Annotated in this window: 18 protein-coding genes and 2 pseudogenes; 13 read left to right on the plus strand and 7 right to left on the minus strand. The window is 65.6% G+C overall.

What is annotated here, in order from left to right; all coding sequences use genetic code 11:
* Positions 1 to 870 carry an aldo/keto reductase gene (locus QF050_RS13590; protein WP_308930887.1) on the minus strand — a complete coding sequence of 290 codons (870 nt, stop codon included), beginning with the start codon at positions 868 to 870 and terminating at the stop codon, positions 1 to 3.
* A 19-nt stretch (positions 871 to 889) separates the two neighbouring features.
* The gene (locus QF050_RS13595; protein WP_308930888.1) at positions 890 to 1,855 is read right to left on the minus strand and encodes a sugar-binding domain-containing protein; all 966 of its coding nucleotides are present in this window, start codon (positions 1,853 to 1,855) and stop codon (positions 890 to 892) included.
* A 123-nt stretch (positions 1,856 to 1,978) separates the two neighbouring features.
* Between QF050_RS13595 and QF050_RS13600 the strand changes: the two are divergent.
* The 3 genes and pseudogenes from QF050_RS13600 to glpK all read left to right on the plus strand — a co-directional run bounded on the left by QF050_RS13600 (position 1,979) and on the right by glpK (position 6,201).
* Positions 1,979 to 3,804 (plus strand): annotated as a pseudogene (locus QF050_RS13600) (glycerol-3-phosphate dehydrogenase/oxidase).
* Between the two features lie 92 nt (positions 3,805 to 3,896).
* Entirely contained in the window at positions 3,897 to 4,646 is a 750-nt protein-coding gene (locus QF050_RS13605; protein ID WP_308930889.1) for an MIP/aquaporin family protein, read from the plus strand.
* Positions 4,647 to 4,686: 40 nt separating this feature from the next.
* Positions 4,687 to 6,201 (plus strand): glycerol kinase GlpK, encoded by a 1,515-nt coding sequence (gene glpK, locus QF050_RS13610; RefSeq protein WP_308930890.1) that lies wholly within the window; start codon positions 4,687 to 4,689, stop codon positions 6,199 to 6,201.
* Positions 6,202 to 6,313: 112 nt separating this feature from the next.
* Here glpK and QF050_RS13615 read toward each other — a convergent pair whose 3' ends face one another.
* Entirely contained in the window at positions 6,314 to 7,840 is a 1,527-nt protein-coding gene (locus QF050_RS13615) for an FAD-dependent oxidoreductase (protein ID WP_308930891.1), read from the minus strand.
* A 287-nt stretch (positions 7,841 to 8,127) separates the two neighbouring features.
* On the opposite strand from QF050_RS13615, the gene leuS reads away from it, so the two are divergent.
* The 6 genes from leuS (at position 8,128) to holA (ending at position 18,651) form a co-directional block, all read left to right on the plus strand.
* A complete protein-coding gene (gene leuS / locus QF050_RS13620; protein ID WP_308930892.1) occupies positions 8,128 to 10,647 on the plus strand; it encodes a leucine--tRNA ligase in 2,520 nt (839 codons plus the stop codon).
* An 86-nt stretch (positions 10,648 to 10,733) separates the two neighbouring features.
* Complete coding sequence (locus QF050_RS13625) at positions 10,734 to 11,723, plus strand: DegV family protein (protein ID WP_308930893.1); 990 nt, start codon at positions 10,734 to 10,736, stop codon at positions 11,721 to 11,723.
* A gap of 48 nt (positions 11,724 to 11,771) precedes the next feature.
* Positions 11,772 to 12,656 carry a helix-hairpin-helix domain-containing protein gene (locus QF050_RS13630; RefSeq protein ID WP_308930894.1) on the plus strand — a complete coding sequence of 295 codons (885 nt, stop codon included), beginning with the start codon at positions 11,772 to 11,774 and terminating at the stop codon, positions 12,654 to 12,656.
* A gap of 519 nt (positions 12,657 to 13,175) precedes the next feature.
* Positions 13,176 to 14,708 carry a ComEC/Rec2 family competence protein gene (locus QF050_RS13635; protein ID WP_308930895.1) on the plus strand — a complete coding sequence of 511 codons (1,533 nt, stop codon included), beginning with the start codon at positions 13,176 to 13,178 and terminating at the stop codon, positions 14,706 to 14,708.
* Between the two features lie 204 nt (positions 14,709 to 14,912).
* Entirely contained in the window at positions 14,913 to 17,450 is a 2,538-nt protein-coding gene (locus tag QF050_RS13640) for a hypothetical protein (protein ID WP_308930896.1), read from the plus strand.
* A 184-nt stretch (positions 17,451 to 17,634) separates the two neighbouring features.
* Positions 17,635 to 18,651: a DNA polymerase III subunit delta gene (gene holA / locus QF050_RS13645; RefSeq protein ID WP_308930897.1), complete on the plus strand. Its 1,017-nt coding sequence runs from the start codon at positions 17,635 to 17,637 to the stop codon at positions 18,649 to 18,651.
* Between the two features lie 164 nt (positions 18,652 to 18,815).
* Here holA and rpsT read toward each other — a convergent pair whose 3' ends face one another.
* Together rpsT and QF050_RS13655 are read right to left on the minus strand one after the other, a co-directional pair.
* Positions 18,816 to 19,076: a 30S ribosomal protein S20 gene (rpsT, locus tag QF050_RS13650; RefSeq protein WP_308930898.1), complete on the minus strand. Its 261-nt coding sequence runs from the start codon at positions 19,074 to 19,076 to the stop codon at positions 18,816 to 18,818.
* Positions 19,077 to 19,245: 169 nt separating this feature from the next.
* A complete protein-coding gene (locus QF050_RS13655) occupies positions 19,246 to 19,737 on the minus strand; it encodes a type II toxin-antitoxin system PemK/MazF family toxin (RefSeq protein ID WP_308930899.1) in 492 nt (163 codons plus the stop codon).
* Positions 19,738 to 19,912: 175 nt separating this feature from the next.
* Between QF050_RS13655 and lepA the strand changes: the two genes are divergently transcribed.
* The gene (lepA, locus tag QF050_RS13660) at positions 19,913 to 21,769 is read left to right on the plus strand and encodes a translation elongation factor 4 (protein ID WP_308930900.1); all 1,857 of its coding nucleotides are present in this window, start codon (positions 19,913 to 19,915) and stop codon (positions 21,767 to 21,769) included.
* Between the two features lie 25 nt (positions 21,770 to 21,794).
* Positions 21,795 to 23,024: a radical SAM family heme chaperone HemW gene (gene hemW, locus QF050_RS13665; protein WP_308930901.1), complete on the plus strand. Its 1,230-nt coding sequence runs from the start codon at positions 21,795 to 21,797 to the stop codon at positions 23,022 to 23,024.
* A gap of 2 nt (positions 23,025 to 23,026) precedes the next feature.
* On the opposite strand, the gene QF050_RS13670 is transcribed toward hemW, so the two are convergent.
* The gene (locus tag QF050_RS13670) at positions 23,027 to 23,437 is read right to left on the minus strand and encodes a DUF4870 domain-containing protein (protein ID WP_308930902.1); all 411 of its coding nucleotides are present in this window, start codon (positions 23,435 to 23,437) and stop codon (positions 23,027 to 23,029) included.
* Between the two features lie 117 nt (positions 23,438 to 23,554).
* The gene (locus QF050_RS13675; protein WP_308930903.1) at positions 23,555 to 24,406 is read right to left on the minus strand and encodes a DUF3097 domain-containing protein; all 852 of its coding nucleotides are present in this window, start codon (positions 24,404 to 24,406) and stop codon (positions 23,555 to 23,557) included.
* Between the two features lie 174 nt (positions 24,407 to 24,580).
* Between QF050_RS13675 and hrcA the strand changes: the two genes are divergently transcribed.
* Complete coding sequence (gene hrcA / locus QF050_RS13680) at positions 24,581 to 25,594, plus strand: heat-inducible transcriptional repressor HrcA (protein WP_308930904.1); 1,014 nt, start codon at positions 24,581 to 24,583, stop codon at positions 25,592 to 25,594.
* 84 nt (positions 25,595 to 25,678) lie between these two features.
* A pseudogene (gene dnaJ, locus QF050_RS13685) lies at positions 25,679 to 26,808 on the plus strand (molecular chaperone DnaJ).
* Position 26,809 lies beyond the last annotated feature (1 nt).

Genomic DNA, 26,809 nt, shown 5'->3' on the forward strand with positions numbered 1-26,809 from the left:
CTAGTTGACGTTGTCCGGATGGGAACCGGTACGCTGCCCGCGGTCCAACGCGTTGATTGCAGCCAGGTCCCGTTCGGAAAGGTCGAAACCGAAGACGTCCAGGTTCTCCCGGATGCGGGCCTCCGAACTGGCCTTGGGGATCGCAATATTTCCCAACTGCATGTGCCAGCGGAGGACCACCTGTGCCGGGGTCTTGCCGTGCTCCGCAGCGCAGGCCTCGATGACCGGATCGGCGAGCACTTGTCCGCGGCCAAGCGGGCTCCACGCCTCAGTCCGGATACCCAGGTCCGCGTGCTTGCTGCGCAACTCCTCCTGCTGCAGCCAGGGGTGCAGTTCGATCTGGTTGACGGCGGGAACCACTTCGGCGCTTTGCAGCAGCCGGTCAAGATGGGCGGGCTGGAAATTGCTGACGCCGATGGCACGGACGCGGCCCTCACGGTAGAGCGTCTCCAGCGCGCGGTATGTTTCCGGGAACAGCCCGCGGCGGGGGCAGGGCCAATGGATCAGGTACATGTCCACGTAGTCCAGGCCCAGGTTGACCATGGAATCGTCGAACGCCCGCAATGTGGAGTCGTAGCCGTGATGGTCGTTCCACACCTTGGTGGTGATGAAGACGTCTTCGCGGGCCAGGGACGGGGACAACTCCCCGGAGCCGCCGCTGCCGGTGCCGTCGCCAAGCTGGGAACTGATCCCACGCGCAACTCCGGTCTCATTGCCGTACATGGCGGCGGTGTCGAAGTGGCGGTAGCCGGCGGCGAGAGCCGTGGCCACCAGGCCCTCGGCGTCTGCCGCCGGCACCTTGTACAGCCCAAAGCCAAGCTGGTCGATCAGCACGCCGTTGTTCAGGCTGAGCCGGGGTGAGGTTCTCATGGAAACGACTCTACCCACTTCAGCTGGTCAGGCCTTCGTAATCGACAAGTCGGCGTGCGGTGGCTTCGTCCAGGATCAGGTCGGTGGCCAGCCTGGCTGCCAGGGCACCGCGCAGGCCGTTGATCTTGGAGACACCTGAGACCACGCAGATCCTGCGGCGCACCTGGCGGAGCTGCGCACGTGTCGGACCGGTGGACCGCTCGTTGAGGACGATCCCGTCGGAGGAACCGTCGGCCCGGAAGAACACGGTGGCCACGTCCCCCACTACGTCCGAGTTGGCCAGGGCATTCAGGTCCTCTTCGTCGAGGTATCCGCCGGCGTAGACGTGGCTGGGATAGTCGGCATGTACTGAGCCGACCCCGAAGATGGCGATGCTCATCTTGGCCTGCAGTTCCAGCACGCGCTGCACGCTGCGTTCATTCCACATGGCTGTCTTGGTGGCGGCGTGGTCGAAGAAGGCCGGGACGGGGAACTGCTCCACCCGTGCCCCGTAGGCGCTGCCGAACCTGCGCATGATGTCGCTGGCATACGTAATACCCGTGGTGTGCATGTTTCCCGCGCCGTTGAGCTGGACGATGACGCTGTCGTGGGTGATCTTCCTGGTGAGGTGCCGGCTGACTGCACTGAGGGTGGATCCCCAGGCCACGCCGATGATGGCGTTGGAGTCTACCAGGGGGCCGATGGTCCGTGCGGCCTGCATGGCCACGCGGTCCAGGGTTTCAGCCTCGTTGAGCGTCCCAAGGATGGGGACAACATGGACATCCAGGTTGTAGCGGCGGCGGATCATCCCTTCCAGTTCGGGCCCCGTGTCCAGCGGATTCCGAATCTGGATCTGCACCAAGCCGGACTCCCTGGCGGCGGACAACAGGCGCGAAACCGTGGACCGGGAGGTGCGCAATTCCCGGGCTATCGCATCCATGGTGAGGTCCTGCAGGTAGTACATTTGTGCAGCTCGGAGGGCATCTGCGTCCCGTGAAAGTGTCATCCCACTTCCGCCCTGCACGTTTGTGCACAGTCCTTGACTCCATTTTCCATATCTCCAAAGAATAGAGCAGAACGGCGGCGCGCCACGGCGCCCGCATCATTCAAAGCCCCAAGGGAGTTTGTTTTGGGACCCAAGGAACCAGCTGTCCAACCGTCTGTCCGCGCCCCCAAAGCCGGGGCCGAACGTTCATCGGTGCACAACCTCCGGCGCCGGCCACACGCCAAAGTACTAGTGGTGGGCGGTGGCATCAACGGAGTAGGCACCTTCCGTGATCTGGCACTCCAGGGCGTCGATGTCGCGCTCGTGGAACGCGGAGACTACTGCCAAGGCGCCAGCGGCGCGTCGTCGCACATGATCCACGGCGGTATCCGTTACCTGGAGAACGGCGAGTTCCGCCTGGTCCGTGAGTCAGTGGTGGAGCGGAACCGCCTCCTGAAGATCGCCCCGCACTACGTCAAGCCGCTGCAGACCACCATCCCGATATTCAGCACCTTTTCCGGCATCCTGTCTGCGCCCCTGCGGTTCCTCACCCACAAGCAGCAGGGCAAGCCCAAGGAACGCGGCGCCTTCCTGATCAAGGCCGGCCTGAGCCTCTACGATTCGTTTTCCAGGGACGGTGGAACCGTGCCGCGGCACCAGTTCCGCACCCCCACAAGGCAGCGCTCCAGGAACTGCCCGACCTGCGGCCGGACGTGAAGTACACCGCCACCTACTTCGACGCCTCCGTCCACAACCCGGAGCGCCTCACTCTCGACGTGCTCCAGGACGGCGAAAAGGCCGGCCGCGCCGGCAACGCGACTGGCACCAGCGCACAGGGTGACACGGCCCGTGCCAGCAACTACCTGTCGCTTCAGTCCATGTCGCCGGTCCCCAACCCGGGAACCGGCCGCGGAAGCACGGTTCGCCTCCGGGACGAGCTCACCGGTGAGGAATTCGACTTCACCGCTGACATCATCATCAACACCACCGGCGCATGGGTGGACCTCACCAACCAGGCGATGGGCGCGGCCTCGTCCTTTATGGGCGGGACCAAGGGCTCCCACGTCGTACTGGACCACCCTGGACTCCTCGCTGCCTGCCGCGGCCGCGAAATCTTCTTTGAGCACACCGATGGCCGGATTGTCCTCATCTATCCCATGGGCGACCGGGTTCTGGTGGGCACCACCGACGTTGATGCCGACATGTCGGAGGACGCCGTCTGCACCGACGACGAAATCCGTTACTTCTTTGACCTGATCGGACACGTCTTCCCGTCCGTCGATGTGACACCGGAACACATCGTCTACACGTTCTCCGGGGTACGCCCGCTGCCCAGCCATGACGCCACGCAGCCGGGCTTCGTCTCCCGCGACTACCGGATCGAACGCCGCACTTCCGGCACGAACGGAAGCGGCGCCGTCGTACTCAGCCTGGTGGGCGGCAAGTGGACCACGTTCCGGGCCCTTGCGGAGCACCTGACCAACGATGTCCTGGCCGAACTCGGCGTCCAGCGCAAGGTTTCCACGGCGCAACTCCCCATCGGCGGAGGCGCAGGCTTCCCGGCCGATGAAGCGGGTGTCCAGAAATGGATCAAGGCGCACATCGCTGCCGGCCGGGACGCGGACCGCACCGCCGGGCTGCTGACCCGCTACGGAACGCGGGCCGAAGAAGTGATCGGGTACCTCGACGCCGCCCCTGACCGGCCGCTGCGTTCCACCCGTGAGCTCAGCGTCAGGGAACTGGAATTCATGGCGGCACACGAACAGGTGGGCCACCTGGTGGATGTCCTGATCCGGCGCACTTCCCTGGCTTTCCGTGGACTCGTCACCGGCGAACTGCTCAATGAGGTGGCCGAGGTGCTGGCCGGCCCGCTCAAGTGGGACGCCGCAACGCGTACCGCAGAGATCAAGCACGCCAAGGACGTGCTGCAGCGATTCCACCGCGTGGAAACGCACAGCCTGGTTTCCTAAGGAGCCAGGCCGTCGGCCGGGGCGCGCAAGCGTCCCGGCCCCAGCGGTCCTTCACCTGCGGAGGACCGCCAACTAAACGGAAGGAGTCAAAGATGTCTCTGGGATTAGTCTTCCTCTCCGAAGTCTTTGGCACGGGCATGCTGACCCTGTTGGGTTGCGGCGTCGTTGCCAACGTGGCCTTGCGGGGGACAAAAGGCAATAGCGGCGGTTTCCTGATGGTTACCTGGGGATGGGGTATCGCCGTGTTCTGCGGTGTCTTCGTCGCCGCCCAGTCGGGTGCACACCTGAACCCCGCAGTTACCCTCGGCCTGCTCCTCAACGGCAAGGCCGAATACGCTCCCGGCGTTGCGGTGGATTTTGCCTCCACCCTCACCTACTTCGGGGGCGAGATGGTGGGCGCATTCCTCGGCGCAGTGGTCTGCTGGCTGGCATACAAGCAGCACTTCGATGACGAACCCGAGGCCGCCGGCAAGCTGGGAACCTTTTCTACCGGCCCCGCCATCCGCTCTACTCCCTGGAACCTGATCACCGAGATCATCGGAACTTTCGTTCTGGTTTTCGTCATCCTGACTTTGGGCGGCACCCCCTCCGGCCTCGGCCCGCTCGCCGTCGCGCTGCTCGTGGTGGGCATCGGCGTATCCCTCGGCGGCCCCACCGGCTACGCCATCAACCCGGCCCGTGACCTCGGGCCCCGCATCGCCCACGCAGTACTTCCCATCAAGGACAAGGGTTCCAGCGACTGGGCTTACTCCTGGGTGCCCGTCGTCGGACCGTTGATCGGCGGCGCACTCGGTGGCCTCGTGGCCAGCGTAGTCCCCATCATTGTCACCGCAGCATCCTGAACCCACACGACAGATCAACAAACCGGACAAGGACGTCATCATGAACCAGTACGTAATCGCCATCGACCAGGGCACCACCAGCACCCGCGCCATCATCTTCGACCACAGCGGCGCCATTGTCTCCTCCGGCCAGATGGAACACGAGCAAATCTTCCCGCAGGCCGGCTGGGTGGAGCACGACGCCACGGAAATCTGGAACAACACCCGTGAGGTCATTGGTTCCGCCCTCTCCAAGGCGAACCTGACGCGGCACGATATTGCCGCCGTCGGCATCACCAACCAGCGCGAAACTGCTGTGGTGTGGGACAAGACCACCGGCAAGCCGGTCTACAACGCGATCGTGTGGCAGGACACCCGCACACAGGACATCGTTGATGAACTGTCCAAGGACGGCGGCGGGGACCGCTTCAAGCAAAAGGTGGGGCTGCCACTGGCAACCTACTTCTCCGGTACCAAGATCAAATGGATCCTGGACAACGTCGACGGCGCCCGTGAAAAGGCTGAAGCCGGGGATCTGGCCTTCGGCAACACCGACGCCTGGGTCCTGTGGAACCTGACGGGCGGCGTGGACGGCGGTGTCCACGTCACGGACGTCACCAACGCATCCCGCACACTGTTCATGGACCTCGAAACCCTGCAATGGGACGACGAAATCCTGGGCATCTTCGGCGTGCCGCGCAGCATGATGCCGGAGATCAAGTCCTCGTCCGAGGTTTACGGCACCGTCCACAGCTCGCAGCTGCTGCGGGAAACGCCGGTGGCGGGCATCCTTGGTGACCAGCAGGCCGCCACGTTCGGCCAGGTCGCCTTCGACGCGGGCGAAGCCAAGAACACCTACGGCACGGGCTGCTTCCTGATCTTCAATACGGGCGAGGAAATCGTCCACTCGAAGAACGGGCTGCTCACCACCGTGGGCTATAAGCTGGGCGACGCCAAGCCGCACTACGCCCTGGAAGGGTCCATCGCCGTCACCGGCTCACTCGTCCAGTGGCTGCGTGACAACCTGGGCATGATCAGCAGCGCCCCCGAGGTGGAGACCCTGGCCGCCGCGGTGAAGGACAACGGCGGCGTCTACATCGTGCCTGCGTTCTCCGGACTCTTCGCTCCGTACTGGCGCTCGGACGCCCGCGGCGCGATCGTCGGCCTGACCCGCTTCGTCAACAAGAACCACATTGCCCGGGCGGCCCTGGAAGCCACCGCGTTCCAGACCCGCGAGGTGCTTGACGCCGTCAACGCGGACTCCGGCGTCCCGCTGAGTGAGCTGAAGGTCGACGGCGGCATGGTTGCCAACGACGCCCTCATGCAGTTCCAGGCAGACATTCTGGGCGTCCCGGTAATCCGGCCCAAGGTCGTGGAAACGACGGCGCTGGGCGCCGCGTACGCGGCAGGCCTTGCCGTTGGCTTCTGGAAGGACCTCGGCGAGTGCTCGGCCAACTGGTCAGAGGACAAGCGCTGGGAACCGCAGATGGAGCAGGCCGAGCAGGACCGCCAGCTGCGCCTCTGGAAGAAGGCCGTCACCAAGTCCATGGACTGGGTTGACGAGGACGTGAGGTAGCGCCTTTAGCCTCTGGGGCCGCCCGGCCGATATCCGGCGGGGCGGCCCTTTCCGTGGTGGGCCGCCATTCAGGGACCGGTTTCCAGCCAAGGGTCGGTGTTGTTGCGCGGCATCAGGATGCGGTGCGTGGCGGCAAGTCCTCTGTGGCCGGCCCCTGGATGACCTTGCCCTCCACATCGAACCGGGAGCCGTGGCAGGGACAATCCCAGGTGCGGTCGCGCCGGTTGAATCCGACGGTGCAGCCGAGGTGCGTGCAGACGGCAGACACGGCGTGGATCTCGCCGGCGTCGTCTCTGAAGCAGGCCGTGCTGCCTCCCTCGGTGTCAACCACCATGCCGTCGCCGGATGCCAACTCCGCAATTCGCATCCGGGAGGCGCCCGGCGATACTGCATCTTTGGGCCGTGCCGGTCCAGTCCCTCCTGCTTCCCGGGTCCCGGGTGCTAATGCCGCGCGGTTGCTGTCGAACAGGGAAGCCCACTTATTCGGCGTCCCGTTGAGGAGGTCCGCCACAATCAGGGCGGCGGCGGTGCCGTTGGTCAGGCCCCACTTGCGCAGGCCGGTAATGACGAAGGCATGCCGGCTGTCTGCGTTCAAGGGCCCCACGTAGGGCAGCCCGTCCTTGGGTATGGCGTCCTGGGTGGACCAGCGGTACGCCACGGCCGCAGCCCCGAAACGGCTGTGCGCATAGCCGGCGAGCGCTGCATAGCGCGGCGCCGGATCCACCTGTTCTTCGGTGGGGTGTCCCTCACCTCCGGTCAGCAGGTACGTCACCCCGCCAAGCCCCACCGTCAACAGGGAGCGCATAGGCTCGCCGGCACTGATAAAGGTGGCGTCCAGGGGAGGGCCTGCCACCGGCGCTGCCACAATATATGAACGGTGCGGCCGGCACAGCGCGGCGAACCGGCCGTGGTCGCCGAAAGGGACATTGGTCGCCACAATGGCATCGCTGGCCAGCACTGTTCCGTGACTTGCAGCCACGGCCACAGTCGTGCGCTCGCGCAGTCCCAGTACGCGCGTCCCTTCAAAAACGAAGCTGCCTCCTCCGTCCACTGCAGCTGCCAGGCCTTGGAGGTACTGCACGGCATGCATCTGGGCCTGACCCTCAAACCGGACCGCGCCGGCTGCCCGGAACGGAAGGGGAACGTCGGCCGTGAAAGTGGCCGGAAGGCCCAGGCTGGCGGCCAAGGCGGCTTCTTCCCGTACGGCGGGGAGGGTCCGGTCGTCTTCTGCGAACGTATAGTTCTGTACTCGGCGGAACCCACAAGCGATGTTCTCCTGCGCCACCAGGTCTGCGATGTGCTCGACGGCCGCTTGGTTGGCCAGCCCATAGATCCTGGCGGCAGCTTTGCCGTGACTGCGCTCAAGGGCCGTATAGGCAAGGCGGTGCAGGGAAGTCACTTTCCCGGTGGTGTGGCCGCTGACGCCCGTTCCGATCCTGCCCGCCTCAAGGACAGCCACGGTCCGGCCAGAACGCTTGAGGGCCAGCGCAGCGGTGAGACCGGCGATACCGCCTCCGATCACCGCCGTATCAACGTCAAGTGATCCGCTCAGCTCCGGGTAGGCCGTGGTCCCCGCGGATGCCAGCCAAAGGGAGAGCGGTTCCCCTTCGGCGAAAGTACCGGTTTCTGGATCTGGCATTGCACGCCGCCTCCGCATGTTTGGGACGATCATGCGCGTTCCCGCGGAGTAAAGCAACGGGCCATGGGCCGGGCTGCGGCGCGCGGGGTGCCTGTGCGCTAAAGTAGATCCATGCGTGCGATCCTTCTGCTTAGTTAGCCGCCGGCTGTCCCAGACGTGACAGCTGAGCGGCAGCCCCTCCATGGTGAGGGGCTTTTGTGTGTCCGGGGCATGCCGCCGGGCCGTCAGCAGGAGGATCAGGCCGTTATGGCAGCACCGATGCCGTAACAGAACAGAAAAGGGCAGCAGTGGGCGTTCAGCCGGAGACAGAGACCGGAACAACAGTATCGGCAGAGCCTGAAGAGGGCACCTACAGTTTCACCGCCATGGAGGCCAAATGGCCCCAGGTGTGGGAAGACCTCAAGGTCTTCACCCCGGTGGACGACGGGTCCCGGGAACGCCGCTACGTGCTGGACATGTTCCCGTACCCGTCCGGCGACCTGCACATGGGACACGCCGAGGCGTTCGCCATGGGCGACGTCGTGGCCCGGTACCTCCGCCAGAAGGGCTACGACGTCCTGCACCCGATCGGGTGGGACTCCTTTGGCCTGCCCGCGGAAAACGCCGCCATCAAGCGCAACGCCCACCCCAGTGAGTGGACCTACGCCAACATTGACACCCAGGCAGCCTCGTTCAAGCGGTACGCGATCTCCGCTGACTGGTCCCGGCGCCTGCACACGTCCGACCCCGAGTACTACCGGTGGACGCAGTGGCTGTTCAAGCGCTTCTACGAGCGCGGCCTTGCCTACCGGAAAGACTCCCCGGTCAACTGGTGCCCCAAGGACCAGACCGTCCTGGCCAACGAGCAGGTGGTCAACGGCGCCTGCGAGCGCTGCGGTACCACGGTCACCAAGAAGTCCCTGAACCAGTGGTACTTCAAGATCACCGACTATGCAGACCGGCTGCTGGACGACATGGACGAGCTCCGCGGCCACTGGCCTGAGCGCGTGCTGGCCATGCAGAAGAACTGGATCGGTCGGTCCGAGGGCGCCCACGTCAACTTCGTCATCGAGGCCGACGGCGGCAAGCCCGCCAAGGACGTCACGGTCTTCACCACCCGCCCGGACACCCTGTACGGGGCAACCTTCTTCGTGGTGGCCGCTGACGCGCCACTCGCCGTCGAACTCGTCACGGAAGAGCACGCCGCCGCCCTGGACGAGTACCGCGAGAAGGTCAAGGCCCTCTCTGAGATCGAACGGCAGTCCACGGAACGGGAGAAGACCGGCGTCTTCACCGGCCGGTACGCCATCAACCCGCTCAACGGGGAAAAGCTGCCCGTCTGGGCCGCCGACTACGTCCTGGCCGACTACGGCACGGGCGCCATCATGGCCGTGCCCGCCCACGACCAGCGCGACCTGGACTTTGCCAAGACCTTCGACCTGCCCGTCCGCGCCGTCCTGGACACCGGCGAAGAGGACCCCGCCGTCTCCGGCACCGCCACAGCGGGGGAGGGCACCCTGATCAACTCCGGTGAGCTGGACGGGCTGGCCAAGGCTGAGGCCATCCCGGCCGCGATCAGGATCCTCGAAGAGCAGGGCACCGGCGAGAAGTTCGTGAACTTCCGGCTGCGCGACTGGCTGCTGAGCCGCCAGCGGTTCTGGGGCACGCCGATCCCCATCATCCACTGCCCGTCCTGCGGGGAAGTTCCTGTCCCGGACGAGCAGTTGCCGGTGACGCTGCCGTCGGACCTCCGCGGCGAGGACCTGGCCCCGAAGGGCACGTCGCCCCTGGCCGCCGTCGAAGCATGGGTCAACGTCGAGTGCCCCTCCTGCCACGGCCCGGCCAAGCGCGATACGGACACCATGGATACGTTCGTTGACTCGTCCTGGTACTTCCTGCGGTTCGTCTCGCCGCAGTACACCGAAGGTCCCTTCGACCCGCAGAAGATCAACGACTGGATGCCCGTCGGCCAGTACGTCGGCGGCGTGGAGCACGCCATCCTCCACCTGCTGTACGCCCGCTTCTTCACCAAGGTCATCCACGACCTGGGCATGATCGACGCCGACGAACCGTTCAGTGCCCTCCTCAACCAGGGGCAGGTGCTCAACGGCGGCAAGGCCATGAGCAAGTCACTGGGCAACGGCGTTGACCTCGGTGAGCAGCTGGACAAGTTCGGCGTGGACGCGGTCCGGCTGACCATGGTCTTCGCCTCCCCGCCGGAGGACGACGTTGACTGGGCCGACGTCTCCCCGTCGGGCTCTGCCAAGTTCCTGGCCCGCGCCTGGCGCCTGGCCCAGGACGTCACCAGCGCGCCCGGCGTGGACGCCACCACGGGAGACCGTGCCCTGCGTTCGGTAACGCACCGCACCATCGCCGACGCCGCCGAGCTGCTGGACGCCAACAAGTTCAACGTTGTGGTGGCCAAACTGATGGAACTGGTCAATGCCACCCGCAAAGCGATCGACTCCGGCGCCGGAGCAGCTGACCCCGCCGTCCGCGAGGCCACCGAGGCTGTGGCCGTGATCCTCAGCCTGTTCGCGCCGTACACGGCCGAGGACATGTGGAACCTGCTGGGCCACCCGGCATCAGTAGCGAACGCCGGCTGGCCGGCACACGATCCTGCCCTCCTGGTCCAGGACACTGTCACTGCCGTTGTCCAGGTGCAGGGCAAGGTGCGGGACCGGCTGGAGGTGTCTCCGGATGTTTCCGAGGACCAGCTGCGCGAGCTGGCTCTGGCGTCCGTGAATGTCCAGCGTGCCCTTGACGGCCGGGGCATCCGAACAGTCATCGTCCGTGCGCCTAAGCTGGTCAACATCGTTCCGGCCTAACCGCTGCACCCGCAGTACCCACCGGCCGCCGGAGATTTTCCGGCGGCCGGTGCTGCCTGAGCCGGGCACCGTGATCAGGAGGCCCCTTGCCCGACAGTAATGCCGCCGCCTGGCCGTGGGTCCGCTCCCGGCTGTCGGCCCTGAGGCCCTCTGCCCGTCCCGGGACCGTGCGTCCGGGCTCCGGCGCCGCGGTCCGCACCGCCGTCGTCACGGATTCCGCGGCCGCCCTGCCGGCCGCCTACCTGGCTGGACTTGCCCACGACGGAATCCTTACTGTCGTACCGATGCCCGTTATGGTGGGGGCGGAGATCTACGGCGAAGGCGAAGACGACATCCTGGAGACCATCGCCGTGGCCCTGGCCTCGGGTACCGGAGTCAAAACATCCCGCCCATCACCGGGCCAGTTCGAGCAGGCTTACCGGGCAGCTGAACAACGGGGATTCGAGGCCGTGGTGTCAGTCCACATCTCCGGTGAACTTTCCGGCACCGCGGACGCCGCCAGGCTCGCTGCGGCCAGGGTGGCTATCCCGGTTGACGTGGTGGACACGGAGACTGTCGGCATGGCCGAGGGGATGGCCGTTCAGGCTGCGGTGGAAGCCGCGGCAGCCGGTGCAGGGTGTGCCGACGTGGCGGCGGCGGCTCGCGCACAGGCAGCCCGGACCAGGGTTTTCTTCTACGTTCCCAGCCTGGAACAGTTGCGGCGTGGCGGACGCATCGGCGCCGCGGCGTCGCTCGTTGGCACCATGCTTGCCATCAAACCCATCCTGGCGGTCGACGGCGGCAGGATCGTCCCGTTGGAAAGGGTGCGTTCAGCCGCGCGTGCCGTCGCCCGGCTGGAGGAAATCGTCGCGGCGGAAGCGGTACCCCGCCCTGGTGAATCCGTACGCCTGGCCGTCCATCACTTTGGAAACCAGACGGAAGCGGACGGGCTCGCCGCCAGGCTGGCGGTGGCTTTGCCCGACTGCCCTCCTGCCCAGATCAGCTCTCTCCCAGCGGTCCTTGCAGCCCACGCCGGACTCGGTGTGCTTGCCGTCATTGTCGGCAGGGGAACCGGCGGCGGGAACCTTTCCACATAGGAGCTTTGCTGTGTGCCACCCGGCGGCAAGGCTTCCTAGGGTGGAGCTATGTCACGCCGGGATGCTGGAGCAGCAGGTCAGCAGGCGCGGCATGCGAGGGACAGGCTGCGGTCCGCGCTGGGTGGGGGACCACCCGGCCTTCTGCAGGATGGTCCGGATCCGGATGGTTTTGAGTACCGGGGCACCGGACAACCTGACCAGACCGGCACGGAGCCCGGTTCCGGCGGCGGGAGGGGCACGTCCCCACGGGTCAGGTGGCGGGTTGGACTGCGCGTCGCCGCGCTGTTGGCCGCTGTGGCCGCGGCAGCGGGAGCCTGGTTCTGGTGGCAGGCGGGAGCCGTAGCCCCCGAAATCCTGCCGCTGAGCGGAGTGGCCTCCGGTAGGAGCCACGCAACGCCGGAGGACACAGCTGCGGGTGCTGCGGAGGGCCCGCAGGAATTGTCCCCAGATTCCGGCGGGGCCGTGTCCGGTGGCCTGGTGGTGGTGCATGTGGCCGGGGCCGTGGCCAACCCCGGGGTAATCCGTTTGCGGCAGGGCAGCCGCGTTGACGACGCCATCGCTGCTGCGGGCGGTCCCGTAGCCGAGGCCGACGTGAACCGGCTAAACCTCGCACTTGTCATTGAAGATGGACAAAAGATCCATGTCCCGCGGATTGGGGAGCCACCATCTACCCACTCCGGGACAGCAGGCGCCGATGGTTCGGACACCACCGGCGAGGCGGCCGGGCCCGGCCAGTCCGGGGGGAAGATTAACCTCAACACCGCCGGTGTAGCGGAGCTGGACACGCTGCCCAAGGTCGGTCCCGTGCTCGCCCAGCGGATCGTGGACTGGCGAAAGGAACATGGCCCGTTCAAGAGTGCCGAGGAGCTGGACGCGGTGGATGGCGTCGGGCCCAAAATGCTTGAGTCGCTGCTGCCCCTGGTGACGGTCTGACATGGGGGTGCGTGGCAGCGAAACCGGGCCCGGAACGCCGGAGGACCGCCATGCCGGCGGCAGACAGGGCAGCCCCTGGAGCAGGTTCGTGGAATCGGCTGTCCGGGGAGAAGCAGCGGAGCCGCCAGGGCGCATGCAGGGCCCGGCGCCCTCAGGAACCGCGGGACCATCACGAACGGCCACGCTCCGCCCACGTCAACGGCGGGCCCTCCACGGGTACTGGACCCGGTGCGCCGATTTCGTGCGGAAGCGCCTAGCGCCTGCGGCCGACGCCTCGGCGGAGGGGGATTCCGGTTCCGTCGGAGCCCGGCGCCGCACCGATCTCCGGCTCGCCCTCCCGGCAGTCCTGGTGTGGGGAGGCGCGGTGGCGGGGATCTGGTTGCCACCCGCGTCCTTGGCACTGCTGTGCGCCGCCCTGGCCGCAGCGGCGGCTGTCTTTATCTCCAGCGCCGCCGGCGCAAGCGTGCCAACGTGCGCGGGGTCCGGGCCACACCGCGCCGGAAGGCCCGGGGACGGAGCTTGGCGGCCGCCGTCGGTGTCTCCCTGATGCTTGCTGCTGCTGCCGCCGCGCATTCGGCAGCAGGCTCAGCCCAGCGTTTTGACGGGCCGTTGGCCGAGGCGATCACGGCAGGCAGATCGGTCGTTGCTGTCGTCGAGGTGGCCGGGAGCCCGCGTGCTGTGACCGGGCCGGGGGGAGCGGCGGAACGATGGTCGGTGCCGGTGGTGACCCAGGAAGTCTCGACAGGAGGGGTGCGAATCCGGACCCGGGCACCGCTTGTCATCATGGGCGGACAGGACTGGGGTTCGGTGGTGCCCGGACAAACCCTGCGTGCCGCGGGCAAGCTGCGGCCCGCGGACCCGGGACGCACGGAGGCGGGGAACCTGGCGGCCTCCACTGCTCCCGCACGGTCCACGGCTGGTCCAGTCCTGCAGGAGTCTGCAAGGGAGCTCCGCGGCCGCTTCGTATCGGCTGCGTCCTTCCTGGAACCGGACGCCCGCGGGCTCCTGCCGGGGATGGTCACCGGAGACACCAGTGCCTTGGATCAAGGATTGGCCAACGCAATGAAATTGGTGGGCATGACTCACCTGACCGCAGTGAGCGGGGCCAACTGCAGCCTGGTGCTGGGGGCATTGCTGGTGCTGTGCCGGCGGTTCCGGTTGCCCCGTGCCCCGGCCGCAGGAGTGGCCCTTGCCGGACTGGCATTGTTCGTGGTGCTTGTGGGTCCTGACGCCAGCGTGCTGCGCGCGGCACTGATGGGTGCCATCGGGGTGGCCTCCCTGGCCGGGGGACGCTCGGGACGAGGTTTGAGCTTCCTCTGCTTGGCAGTTATCGGGCTCCTGCTGTTCGACCCCGCACTTGGAACCAGCGTCGGCTTCCTGCTATCGGTGCTGGCCACGCTCGGAATTATTCTCCTGGGCCGGCGGATCATCGACTGGATTCCCGTGGTGGTGCCGCGGTGGCTGGCCGCCTCGGTTGCCGTTCCGCTGTCCGCACAGTTGCTGTGCGGGCCGGTCATCGTCCTGTTGCAGCCCCAGTTCGCTACGTATGCCCTGCTGGCCAATGTGGTGGCCTCGCCCCTGGTGGCTCCGGTAACCCTGCTGGGGACCGCGGCAGTGCCCCTGGTTGCCTTGCTGCCCTGGGCCGCTACGGTGCTGATTGCCGTGGCGGGGACCTTCAGTTCGGGCGTTGCCGCAACGGCAAGGTTTGCTGCCCAACTGCCGGCATCCGCCTTGCCCTGGCCGGAAGGAGTCCCAGGCCTGCTGTCCATGCTGCTGCTGTCAGTTCTCACGTTCGCCTTGGTCTGGGCGGCCGCGCGGCCACGCCGGCTCATCCGAAGGATCACGGAGGCACATTCGGTGGCAGAAGCGGTGGTCGAACTGCTCGCAACGCGGATGCAGCGGGTCCGCCATAGCTGCAGCGTGGCGCTCAGGTACGGACACGGCGGCCCCGGGTACCGCACTAAATCCGCAGGAAGCAATCCTCAATCCCGGCTGCGCAAAAGCGCTAAACCCGCGCTCCGGCGTTCAACGTTTCCTCCTGGCGGGACGTAACTCCAGAGCCGCGGGAATCAGGCCTTCGGGGTATCAACGCGATTCGATCCACCCAAGGCACCTAAACCGCGAGGGTCCCAACATCGCGGCCGAGACGGTGCAACGGCGGATGCCGAGGAAATCCACAAGGTACGGGATTCCCCGCGTAACAATATTCAGGCTGTGGCACCATGAGAACGCAACCACAATTAGGGGGAAATTGTTGTGACTGAATCGCATTATCCGCAGACCGGACCATCCGACCCAATCAATGAGGCGCCTGGCAGGCCGCCCGCTGCCGGCGCAGGGACCGCTGGCCATCCAGGACCTAAGACGGGCGCTGGAGCGGCATCCACACTTCTGAAGTCTTTCGATTACAAGACTTTGATTCCCGGGGCCCTGGTCGGGGCCATTTCTTATGTAGCGGTTCTGATTACCGCAATCCTTTTCCTGATTTTGGCGCTGATCGGTATCAGCGCTAGTAACGGCGGCAACACCGAAATACCATCAAATTCCATGCTCCCCAGTGGTGGCTCAACGCCGTCGCCGTGGTCCCTGATGGGCCAGTTGGCCGTCCAACTGGTCGTCATGAGCCAGCTTGGCGCTCTCGGTTCAAGCATCGACGCGACCATCCCGTTCATGGGGAACGTGCACGGATCAGCTTCCTTCTTCGCTCTTCCCTTGCTGCTGACGGCTGTGTCGCTCGCGGTGCTGTTTCTCGGTGGGCGGTTCGCCGCGAAACGGTCCTCAGCCCAATCGGCAGCCGGAACAGCCGGGACCTGGATCCAGGCAGCAGTATCGGGCCTGGTCTTCACTCTCCTGGTCAATATCAGCGGGGCGGTCTTCGGCATATCGTTTCCTGTACCCAGCGTGAAGATCAGCCCGATCGGGGCAGTGACACTTGGTTCGGTCCTGTTTGCGTTGGCAAGCGGAGTGCTCGCAACTTTCGCAGGGCGGGCATCTGTCCGGCCCCGTGCCGCTACAGGTGTTGGGGTACGCGCAGCAGTTCGCCGGGCTTTTGAAGCCGTTGCTGTGCACTGCGGCGTATTTTTGGCCGTTGCCATCCCCGTTGTCGTGGTTGTCCTGGGCATCAAGTCCGGCTGGCAGGCTACTCTCTCGGCTCCGCTATGGGCACCGACGGCGGGCTTCTTTATGTTCGGCCTGGGTCACCTCAGTGCTGTCAGCCGCAGCTGGAATTTCGGCTCCGCAGTGGCTTCATCGTCGAACACTTCAGGTTCAGACATCAGCTTCGGCTTCGGAAGTGCCCTGGCCCAGTACGGCATCCCGGGCTGGGCCGGCTGGCTGCTGCTGCTCTTGGCGCTGATTTCAATCCTGGTAACTTCCGTGTTCTGGTACCTGCGCCGCGGACCGCTGGTCGGCAACAAGATCACGGACTGGGCGATGCTTCCCGCCGCATTCCTCGTTGCCGGAACGCTGATGACCTGGCTCAGCAGTGTTACCGGTACGTTTGACGCAGGTTCGCTCGCGTCGGGCGCCGGCAGCATGACGCTGGCGTGGTGGACCCCGTTCTTCTTGATGCTTTGGGGCGGTGCGACGGAGGCGTCAGCTCGCTATGCTGCACCACAGCTGAGCAGGTATGTCCCCTTGGCTATCGCTTACAAGATCGCTCCCGCTCATCCGGCTGCGACTGCGCCGACTGCAACTGGGCCGGCTGCTGTTCCAAGCGCGTATGCAGCCGCTGGCGACCATCCTGCGCCGGCGCCGCGGGAGCCGATGTCCGCTCCCACGAAACGCAAGCTTGGACTCATCCTGGGATCAGTCGGCCTTGTGATCGTCCTGGGCGTAGGCGCAATCGTCACCGTCAACGTCATCAAGGGCAACAACGGGCCCGATAAGGCCGTGAACAGCTATCTCCAGGCGCTTCAGAACGGCGAAGCTTCCAAAGCGATGGTCATGGCCGATCCCGGTCTCGCCAACGATCAAAGGGTCCTGCTTTCGGACCAGATTTACGCCAAGGCCGGCAAACGCATTGACGGCTTCGAAATTGTTTCCACGAAGATCTCCGAGGACAACGCCACGGTAGTTGCCGACGTGCACCAGGACGGTCGCAAGCAGCAGAGCACTTTCAGCCTCCGCAAGTCGAACCCTGAATTTCTGGACGATCACTGGAAGATGGAGTCGTCCCCGCTTCAGAGTCTTCGCATCACCTCGGACACCCCGGTGAAGACCGTATTGGTCAATGGCCAGGAACTCGACGTCGACCTTGCCGGCAGCGTTTCCGGTTCATCCAACCTGAGTTACCCCGCTTTGCCTGGCGAGTATACCGTGGAATTGCCGTCTTCAGAAAAGTATCTGACCGCACAGAAGTCAACCGCGCTAGTGACCATCGGTGCCGCTCAGGCGCCACCGACCGCCAGCCTCAAGGTGGACGCCTCTGACGCCCTGAAGTCCGAAGCCATGGCGCAGATCGACGCATATCTTGCCGAGTGTGTGAAGTCCACCGAGGCCCAGCCGGCCAATTGCCCGCTCGAGAACTACAGTTCCTCGCGCTATTCACGGAACTTCCACTGGACACTCACAACGAAACCTACGTTCAGCATGAGCAAGGATCCCTATGGATCTTCCCCTTGGCGTATTCGTACACAGGCTCCAGGGAAAGCGACAGTCAGCTATGAAAGGGACAACTCATACGGTTTCGGAACAGCTGAATGGAAGCCGGTAACGGATACAACCTCGGTGTCCATGAGTGCCAATGTCTCCCTGGAGAACGGCAAAGTGAAGCTGACGTACAGCAGCTATTAGTGGGAAAGCATGCGCCCTGACGGGCCATCGGCAGCGGTGTAGGCCAGTCACATCAGCAAGGTCCTTCCCGGGGTTACCGGGAAGGGCCTCTGATAGAGGGCGTCGGCAGCACCTGCAGCTTGGAGCGCGGGCGCGGACATGGCAGGCTGGGATACTGCAATATGACCTCCGGAAGGGACCTTCGATGGCTGCTGCGCAAAAACGCGAAACCCGCTCTCCGGCGTCGAACGCTGCCTCCTGGCGGGACGTTACCCCGGCGCAGGTTGTCCTGGTCAGCGGACCGGAGGAATACCTGGGCATCAGGGCCATCGACAGGGTCCGGTCGCAAGTCCGGGCGGCGGCACCGGACGTGGAGCTCAGCCGCATCAACGCCGCGGGGTATGAGCCCGGCACCCTGACCATGCAGGTCAGCCCCTCGTTGTTCGGCGAAAGCAAATTCATCGAGGTCGAGTCAGTGGAAGGCATGAACGAAGCGTTCCTCGCCGACGCGCTCGACTATTTGCAGCATCCTGAGCCGGATGCCGTCGTCGTGCTTCGCCACGCCGGCGGCGCCCGCGGCAAAAAGTTGCTCGACGCCGTCAAGAAGGACGGCTGGCCGGTTGTTGATTGCCAGCCACTGAAGAAAGATGCGGACAAGATCTCCTTCGTTACCGCAGAATTCAAGGCCGCGGGCCGCCAGATCAACCAGGACGCCGTGCAGGCTCTCGTGAACGCGGTGGGTGCAGACCTGTCCGAACTCGCCGCCGCCTGCAGCCAGCTGATCGCTGACGCCACCAGTACAGTCACGTCCGAGACAGTGGACCGCTACTACGGAGGGCGCATTGAAGCCACCGCCTTCAAAGTGGCCGACGCCGCCATGGCGGGAAATGCGCCCCTGGCGCTCTCCACGCTGCGCCATGCCCTCGCCACGGGTGCGGATCCAGTGCCCCTGGTGGCCGCCCTCGCCGCAAAGCTGCGGACGGTTGCGCGGGTGGCCGGCGCGTCCGGGTCATCGGCGCAGATTGCGGCGGAGCTTGGAATGCAGCCCTGGCTCGTTGAACAGGCCCAGCGGGACGTCCGCCGCTGGACGCCCGAAGGCCTGGTGCGCTCCATCCAGGCCACGGCAGAGGCTGACGCCCAGGTCAAGGGCCTGTCCAGGGATCCGGTCTACGCCGTGGAACACGCCGTGACAGTAATCGCCATGTCGGTTCAGGGCAGGTAACGCCGGCACACTCACCGCGGGTAAGGGGCCCGGGCAACCGGCCCCCGGGAATACAAGATGGCTCTGTACCGCTTTCCCGGCGGCCGTTTTGGGCACGGCTTAAAAGCGTGTGGCCGGTACCTTGCGGTACCGGCCACACCATCAGTTCGTGGGAACTGGAAACCTTAGAGTGCGTTGACCTTCTTGGAGATCGCCGACTTGCGGTTCGCTGCGTTGTTCTTGTGCAGAACACCCTTGCTGACAGCCTTGTCCAGCTTACGGCTGGCAGTAACGAGCGCAGTAGTAGCAGCGTCCTTGTCAGAGGACTCAACAGCGGTGTTGACGGCGCGGATGGCCGTCTTCAGCTCAGACTTGACTGCGTTGTTGCGCAGACGTGCCTTCTCGTTGGTCAGGATGCGCTTCTTCTGGGACTTGATATTCGCCACGTGTGAACTCTCTTTGTAATGCGGAAATGGTCTAGAGGGCTTTCAGGCTGGCCTTGACTGAGCGGCGTGGGGATACCTATGGCGGCCAGCCATCAGTGACCGTCGACCTGCACGGACACACAGCAATAAAGAATAGCAGGTCAGGGCCGGGACTGGCCATTTCCGGCGACTATGTCCAGCCGTGCCGGCGGCGAAGCCCGGATGCCACCTTCTCGAACCGTACCTTGTCCAGGACGGCCCCCTCGCGCCGAACACTGTCCGGCCTGATTTGCAGGACCCTGTCCAGCCGGACCTCGCTTGCCCTGCCCTGCTTGTCCCAGGCACCGGATCCAAGGTCCACGTAAACGTCGGAGGCCGAGCCTGGAGCCACCCGGTCCCTGCTGGTCATCATCAGTCCCAGGAGGTACTTCCCGTTGTGTCCCACCAGCAGCACGGGCCGGTCCTTCCCCCTGCTGTAGTCCTCCTCGTAGGGGACCCAGGTCCACACCACCTCGCCAGGATCAGGGTCGCCGTCGGGCCGGGGTGCGTAACGCACGGCGGCCCGGCCGGTGAAATCACCCGGGTAGGAGGACCCGGGCACGGCCCCGGGGGTGCCTCGTAATTTCAGCATGCGCAGGCCGCGGCGGACGGCGTCACCCAGGGAGCGGAGATCGATAGCCATCCTGAAACCCTATAGCCGTACGCGGCCGGCAGGTGCCCCTGCTGTGGCGGCCGGGATGCGGTACGGCGGCCCGGGACGTGGGACACTGGATATTCAAGATGTGCGGTCAAACCGCTTGGCACCTGTGGGGTGCCTGCCGGGTGGCTGCAAACAATGCCAACAGTAAGGACCCTGCGTGTCTCCCATGGCCCGCACCGCACCGGTGCCCGCCGCGACAGATCCGGCAATCATTCGGAACTTTTGCATCATCGCGCATATTGACCACGGCAAGTCCACGCTGGCTGACCGGATGCTGCAGTCCACCGGGGTTGTCCAGGCACGCGACATGAAGGCCCAGTACTTGGACCGGATGGACATCGAGCGTGAGCGCGGCATCACCATCAAGTCCCAGGCCGTGCGGATGCCGTGGGAAGTGGACGGCGTCAGCTATGCGCTGAACATGATCGACACGCCGGGTCACGTGGACTTCACCTACGAGGTCTCCAGGTCCCTGGCCGCCTGCGAAGGTGCGATCCTCCTGGTGGACGCAGCCCAGGGCATCGAGGCGCAGACGCTTGCAAACCTCTACCTGGCCATGGAGAACAATCTCACCATCATCCCGGTGCTCAACAAGATCGACCTTCCGGCAGCGCAGCCGGAGAAGTACGCTGCCGAATTGGCCAACCTCATCGGTGGCGACCCGGAGGACGTCCTGCGTGTATCCGGCAAGACCGGCGTCGGCGTTGAGGCGCTCCTGGACAAGATCGTCCGCGACCTGCCCGCCCCGAAGGGCGACCCCGACGCACCGGCCCGTGCCATGATTTTCGACTCCGTCTATGACACCTACCGGGGCGTTGTTACCTATGTTCGCGTCGTGGACGGCATGCTCCACCCCCGTGAGCGCATCCAGATGATGTCCACCAGGGCCTCGCACGAGTTGCTGGAAATCGGTGTCAGCTCCCCGGAACCCACGCAGTCAAAGGGCCTCGGCGTCGGTGAAGTAGGCTACTTGATCACCGGTGTGAAGGATGTGCGTCAATCCAAGGTGGGCGACACCGTCACCAACCTGGCCAAGCCGGCCGCCGTGTCACTGCCTGGTTACGCCGACGCCAAGCCCATGGTGTTCTCCGGCTTGTATCCACTGGACGGGGCCGATTATCCGGTACTCCGTGACGCCCTCGAAAAGCTCATGCTCAACGACGCCGCCCTGGTGTACGAACCGGAAACCTCCGCGGCGCTGGGCTTCGGTTTCCGCGTCGGCTTCCTGGGTCTCCTGCACCTGGAGATCACCCGCGAACGCCTGGAACGCGAATACAACCTTGCCCTGATTTCCACCGCGCCGAACGTTGAGTACGAGGTCACCCTGGAGGACAAGAAGGTGGTCCAGGTGACCAACCCCAGCGAGTACCCCACCGGCAAGGTCGCCGAGGTGCGTGAACCCATGGTGTCCGCCACCATCCTGGCTCCCAACGAATTCGTGGGCGCCATCATGGAACTCTGCCAGGCCCGGCGCGGCGTCCTGGGCGGGATGGACTACCTGTCCGAGGACCGGGTGGAAATCCGCTACCGCCTGCCGCTGGCAGAGATCGTGTTCGACTTCTTCGACATCCTGAAGTCCAAGACCCGGGGCTACGGTTCCCTGGACTGGAAGGCCGACGGCGAGCAGGCAGCCGACCTGGTGAAGGTCGACATCATGCTCCAGGGCGAACAGGTGGATGCCTTCAGCGCCATCACGCACAAGGACAAGGCCTACGCCTACGGCGTGATGATGACCGGCAAGCTGCGCGAACTCATCCCGCGGCAGCAGTTCGAAGTGCCCATCCAGGCAGCCATCGGTTCCAGGATCATCGCCCGCGAAAGCATCCGCGCCATCCGCAAGGACGTGCTGGCGAAGTGCTACGGCGGCGACATCTCGCGCAAGCGCAAGCTGCTGGAGAAGCAAAAAGAAGGCAAGAAGCGCATGAAGATGGTGGGCACTGTGGAAGTTCCGCAGGAAGCGTTCATCGCCGCGCTCACCACGGACGAATCAAAGGACAAGGCCAAGAAGAAGTGACCACCGCGCAGCGGGGGACCCGCTGATGCCCAGCGTTCTTCCCCTTGGCGACCCGGCGCCGTCGGACGGCCTGCTGCCCGCACAGGCAGCAGACGGCGCGGCGGCCCGGGCCTTCGGCTTGTACGTCCATATTCCGTTCTGTGCCGTGCGCTGCGGGTACTGCGACTTCAACACCTACACGGCCACGGAACTCGGCGGGGGCGCATCCCAGGACGCGTACGCGGGCACGGCGGTCTCGGAAGTGGCGCTGGCAGCGCAGGTACTGCAACGTTCCGGCGTCCCGGCGCGCAAGCTCAGCACCGTCTTCTTCGGCGGCGGAACCCCCACACTCCTGCCGGCCGACGACCTCGCCATGATCCTCCGTGCATCCATCGACCAGTGGGGAATCGAGGAAGGCGCGGAAGTCACCACCGAGGCCAATCCCGACTCGGTCACGCCCGAATCCCTTGCCATCCTCAAGGAAGCCGGTTTCACCCGGGTCTCGTTCGGCATGCAATCCGCCGTCCCGCACGTGTTGAAGGTCCTTGACCGAACCCACACACCGAGCCGGGTTCCGCAGGTAGTCCAGTGGGCGCGGGAGGCGGGACTTGCCGTCAGCCTGGACCTGATCTACGGCACGCCCGGCGAATCCGTTGCGGACTGGCGGTATTCCCTCGAAACAGCGTTGTCCTACGAACCCGAGCACATCAGCGCCTATGCGCTGATCGTCGAGGACGGTACCAAGCTCGCCGCACAGATGCGGCGCGGCGAGGTCCCCGGAATCGACGACGACGACCACGCCGATAAGTACGAGCTCGCCGACCAACTGATCACCGCAGCCGGGCTCGGCTGGTACGAGGTCAGCAACTGGGCACGGACCCCGGAGCAGGCCTGCCGCCATAACCTGGCCTATTGGCGCGGCGATGACTGGTGGGGGATTGGCCCCGGCGCACACTCACATGTGGGCGGGGTGCGCTGGTGGAACGTCAAGCACCCTTCGGCGTACGCGAACCGGCTGTCGCAGGGCCTTTCCCCGGCGGCGGGCCGGGAAACCCTGGACCCGGACACCAGGAGGCTGGAGCGGGTGATGCTGGAGGCGCGCCTGCAGTCCGGGCTTGAAGTCTCGACGCTCAGCGCCCTGGGACGCCATGAAGTGGCCGGCCTGATCGCGGACGGCCTGGTGGAACCCGCCCCGGCATTCCACGGACGGCTGGTCCTCACGCTGAAGGGCCGCCTCCTGGCTGACGCCGTGGTCCGCCGGATCCTGCCCGACTAACGCTATTTAATCCAGCGCAGGTTGTACGGGTAGCGGTGGGGCTGGCCCCGGTTGACGTGGATCCCCGCAGCCACCGAGAAGCAGGTCAGCGCCACCCAGATCAGCGTGGCGATGACGGCGAAGATGTTTCCCACGTACGGAATGAACACCAGAATGTTGGCCAGCACCGCTGCGATGGTGGGCGGCAGGCTGAAGTTCAGCGCTTCCTTTGACTCCTGTGCGGTGAACGGTCCGCGGTCCCGGAAGATCAGGTAGATCAGCAGGGACGGAATGCACCCCAGGATGCCGCCGAAGTGGGCCAGCGTGGCCCATTGGCGGTCTTCGCTGGCCGTGAGCGGCAGGGCATTGGCGGGGACGCCATGGTACGCGGAACGGCCTTGGCCGTCCCTGTGATCACGTGCGTTTTCTGCCACAGTCTGTTTTCCTTCTGGGTGCAAGTGGTGCTGACTACAAATAAGGACTTGGTGCAACGCTGCCAAAATCAGGCATCGCACTATCCAGAATACTGGGTCGCGGACCGGGAGCGGCCGTCAGGGCACGGTAAGAAAATCGATCACTTCCTCAACCCGTCCCAGCAGCGATGGTTCCAGGTCGGCGTAGGTGCGCACCGCTCCCAGGAGTTTCTGCCACCCCAGCCCAACATCCTCCTTCGTTGCGTGCGGCCAGCCAAAGGCTTTCAGGATGCCCGTCTTCCAGTCCTGCCCGCGGGGAATCGCCGGCCACTGCGGGATGCCCAGTACCGCGGGCCGGATGGCCTGCCACACGTCGACGTAGGGGTGGCCGACAATGAGGACATTTCCCGCCGCGCCCGGGGACGCCATCACTGCGTCGGCGATGCGCGATTCCTTGGAATCGGGCACGAGGTGGTCCACCAGCACCCCAAGCCGCCTCCCCGGTCCCGGCCTGAAGTCCGCCACCGCGGCGGTGAGGTCGTCGATTCCGTGCAGGGGCTCGACGACGATGCCTTCCACCCGAAGGTCGTCTCCCCACACCTTCTCCACGAGTTCGGCGTCATGCTTGCCTTCCACCCAGATCCGGCTGGCCCTTGCCACCTGGGCCCGCCGCCCGGCAACCCGTACCGACCCGGAGGCGGTCCGTCCGGCGGCGGGACCGGAAGCAGCCCGGGCCGGTGCCGGCGGCATCAGCCGGATAGGCTGGCCCTCCAGGAGGAACCCGAAGCCAAGACGGAAGGAACGCGACTTCCCCCGGCGGTCCTCCAGGGCCACCACGTGCATTCCGCCCGATTTCTCCACCCGGGTGACAGCTCCCACCCAGCCGGACTGGACCTCCTCAAGCACCATGCCGCGCTCCACGGGAACCTCGGGCAGTTCGGTCCGGGCCGGGGCGGAGATCCCGCGGGGGCCCCAGTTCTGGTAGTCCATGGATTCGATCCGCCTCGCGTTAGGTCCTCACCTCCGGAGTTCCCCCCGGAGCGGTACCAATGCTAACAACGGGTCGAGGCATAATAGACTGTTAGCACTGAGGCATGTCGAGTGCTAACCGCTGGGGCGGCGCCGGACGGGGCGTGCGCCCCGGACCGTGGATGGAGGTGGAGAGTGAGCGAGCCACGCAAACTGGAAGTGCTGCGGGCGATCGTGGAGGACTACGTCCACTCCCGCGAGCCCGTTGGCTCAAAGGCGCTGGTGGAGCGGCATCATCTCGGCGTTTCCAGCGCCACCATCCGCAATGACATGGCGGCGCTGGAAGATGAGGGCCTGATCACCGCCCCGCACACCAGCGCAGGGCGTATTCCCACGGACAAGGGCTACCGCCTGTTCGTGGACCAAATCTCAGCGGTCAAGCCCCTGTCGGCGGCCGAGCGTCGTGCCATCCAGTCGCTCCTGGAAGGCGCGGACGACCTCGACGACGTCCTGGACCGCACGGTCCGCCTGCTGTCCCAGCTGACCAACCAGGTGGCCGTAGTCCAGTACCCGCACCTGAGCAGGGCCCTTGTCCGCCACATCGAATTCGTGCTGTTGGCCCCGCGCAAAATCCTGGTGGTGCTTATTGCCAACAGCGGCAAGGTGGAGCAGCGCGTAATCGACGTCGGCCAGGACCTTGGCGACGAAGCACTCGCTGAGCTGAGGACCAGGTTCCTCGGAGCCCTGGGCGGCACCCCACTGAGCCACCTCGCCCAGGCGCTGCCCGCCGTCGTGGCAGCTGCGCCGCACCCTCACCGCCAGGCCGCGCACGCGCTGGCGCACGGGCTCGAGGTTCTGGCCCAGAGCAGCCGGGAAGACCGGATGGTCATGGCCGGAACGGCCAACCTGGCCCGATCCAACGTAGACTTCCCACTCAGCATCGGGCCGGTGCTCGAAGCACTCGAGGAGCAGGTGGTGATGCTGCGGCTGTTGAGCGAAATGGCCCAGGACCACCGCGGCGTGGCAGTCAGCATCGGAAGGGAGAACCCTTACGACGGCCTCGCCGAGGCGTCCGTGGTGGCCACCGCCTATGGCCCTGACAGCGCCGCTAAGGTAGGGATCCTTGGCCCCACGCGAATGGACTACCCCACAACCATGGCCGCCGTCAGGGCCGTGGCCCGCTACCTTTCCAGGATTTTGGGGCCCTGACCCTCCGCTGCCGGAGCACCTTCGGCTGCAAGACCGGACACCGGGCACAACTGCACGCAGTACAACAAGGAAGAGATACAAACTTTGAGCAGCCACTATGACGTCCTTGGAGTCTCACCCGAAGCTACGGGCGAAGAGATCAAAAAGGCCTACCGCAAGCTGGCCCGCACCCTGCACCCGGACGTAAACCCGGGAGCGGACGCGTCGGAACGCTTCAAGGCAGTCACTCACGCCTATGAGGTCCTCTCCGACCCCCAAAAGCGCCGCATCTATGACACCACCGGCAACGAGAACGGAACGGACAACGGCTTCGGCGGCGCCGGCTACGCAGGCCAGGGATTCGCGTTCCAGGACATTTTCGATACCTTCTTCGGCGCCGGCGGCACGTCCGGTCCGGCGTCCCGGGTGCGCAGGGGACAGGACGCACTCATCAGCGTCCGGATCGATCTTCGCGACGCCGTCTTTGGCGTCAACAAGAAGCTCGAAGTGGACACCGCCGTCGTCTGTCCCACGTGCGAGGGATCATGCTGCCGCCCCGGCACCCACCCCGAGCGTTGCGATATCTGCGGCGGCAGCGGCCAGGTCCAGCGGGCCGTCCGCTCCATCCTGGGCCAGGTCATGACGGCGGCCCCGTGCGGCACCTGCGAAGGGTTCGGCACGGTCATCAAGGATCCCTGCAACGAATGCAGCGGCCAGGGCCGCATCCGCAGCCGCCGGTCGCTGACCATCAAGGTCCCTGCCGGCGTTGCCACCGGCACCCGCATCCAGCTCTCCGGGCAGGGCGAAGCGGGCCCAGCCGGTGGGCCCGCCGGCGACCTCTATGTGGAGATCCGGGTCAACAACGACGCCACGTACGTCCGGGAAGGCGACGACCTGCACGCCACCCTGCACATCCCCATGACCGCGGCCGCGCCCTCGGCACGGACGTCAGCCTGGAAACCTTCGACGGCAGCCAGGAAATCGACGTCAAACCCGGCACCCAGTCGGGGGAGATCATCACCCTGCGCGGGCTGGGCGTCACCCACCTGAGGGGCTACGGGCGCGGTGACCTGAAGGTCCACCTCCAGGTTGATACTCCCGCCAAACTCGACGCCGCGCAGGAGGACCTGCTGCGCCAGCTCGCCAAGCTCCGCGGGGAACAGATCACCGAGGGAAAGCTCGCTGCCAGCGGCGGCATGTTCGCCAAGCTCCGGGACCGGCTCGGTAACCTGTAGC

The sequence above is a fragment of the Arthrobacter sp. SLBN-112 genome (assembly GCF_030944625.1).
Lineage (GTDB): Bacteria > Actinomycetota > Actinomycetes > Actinomycetales > Micrococcaceae > Arthrobacter.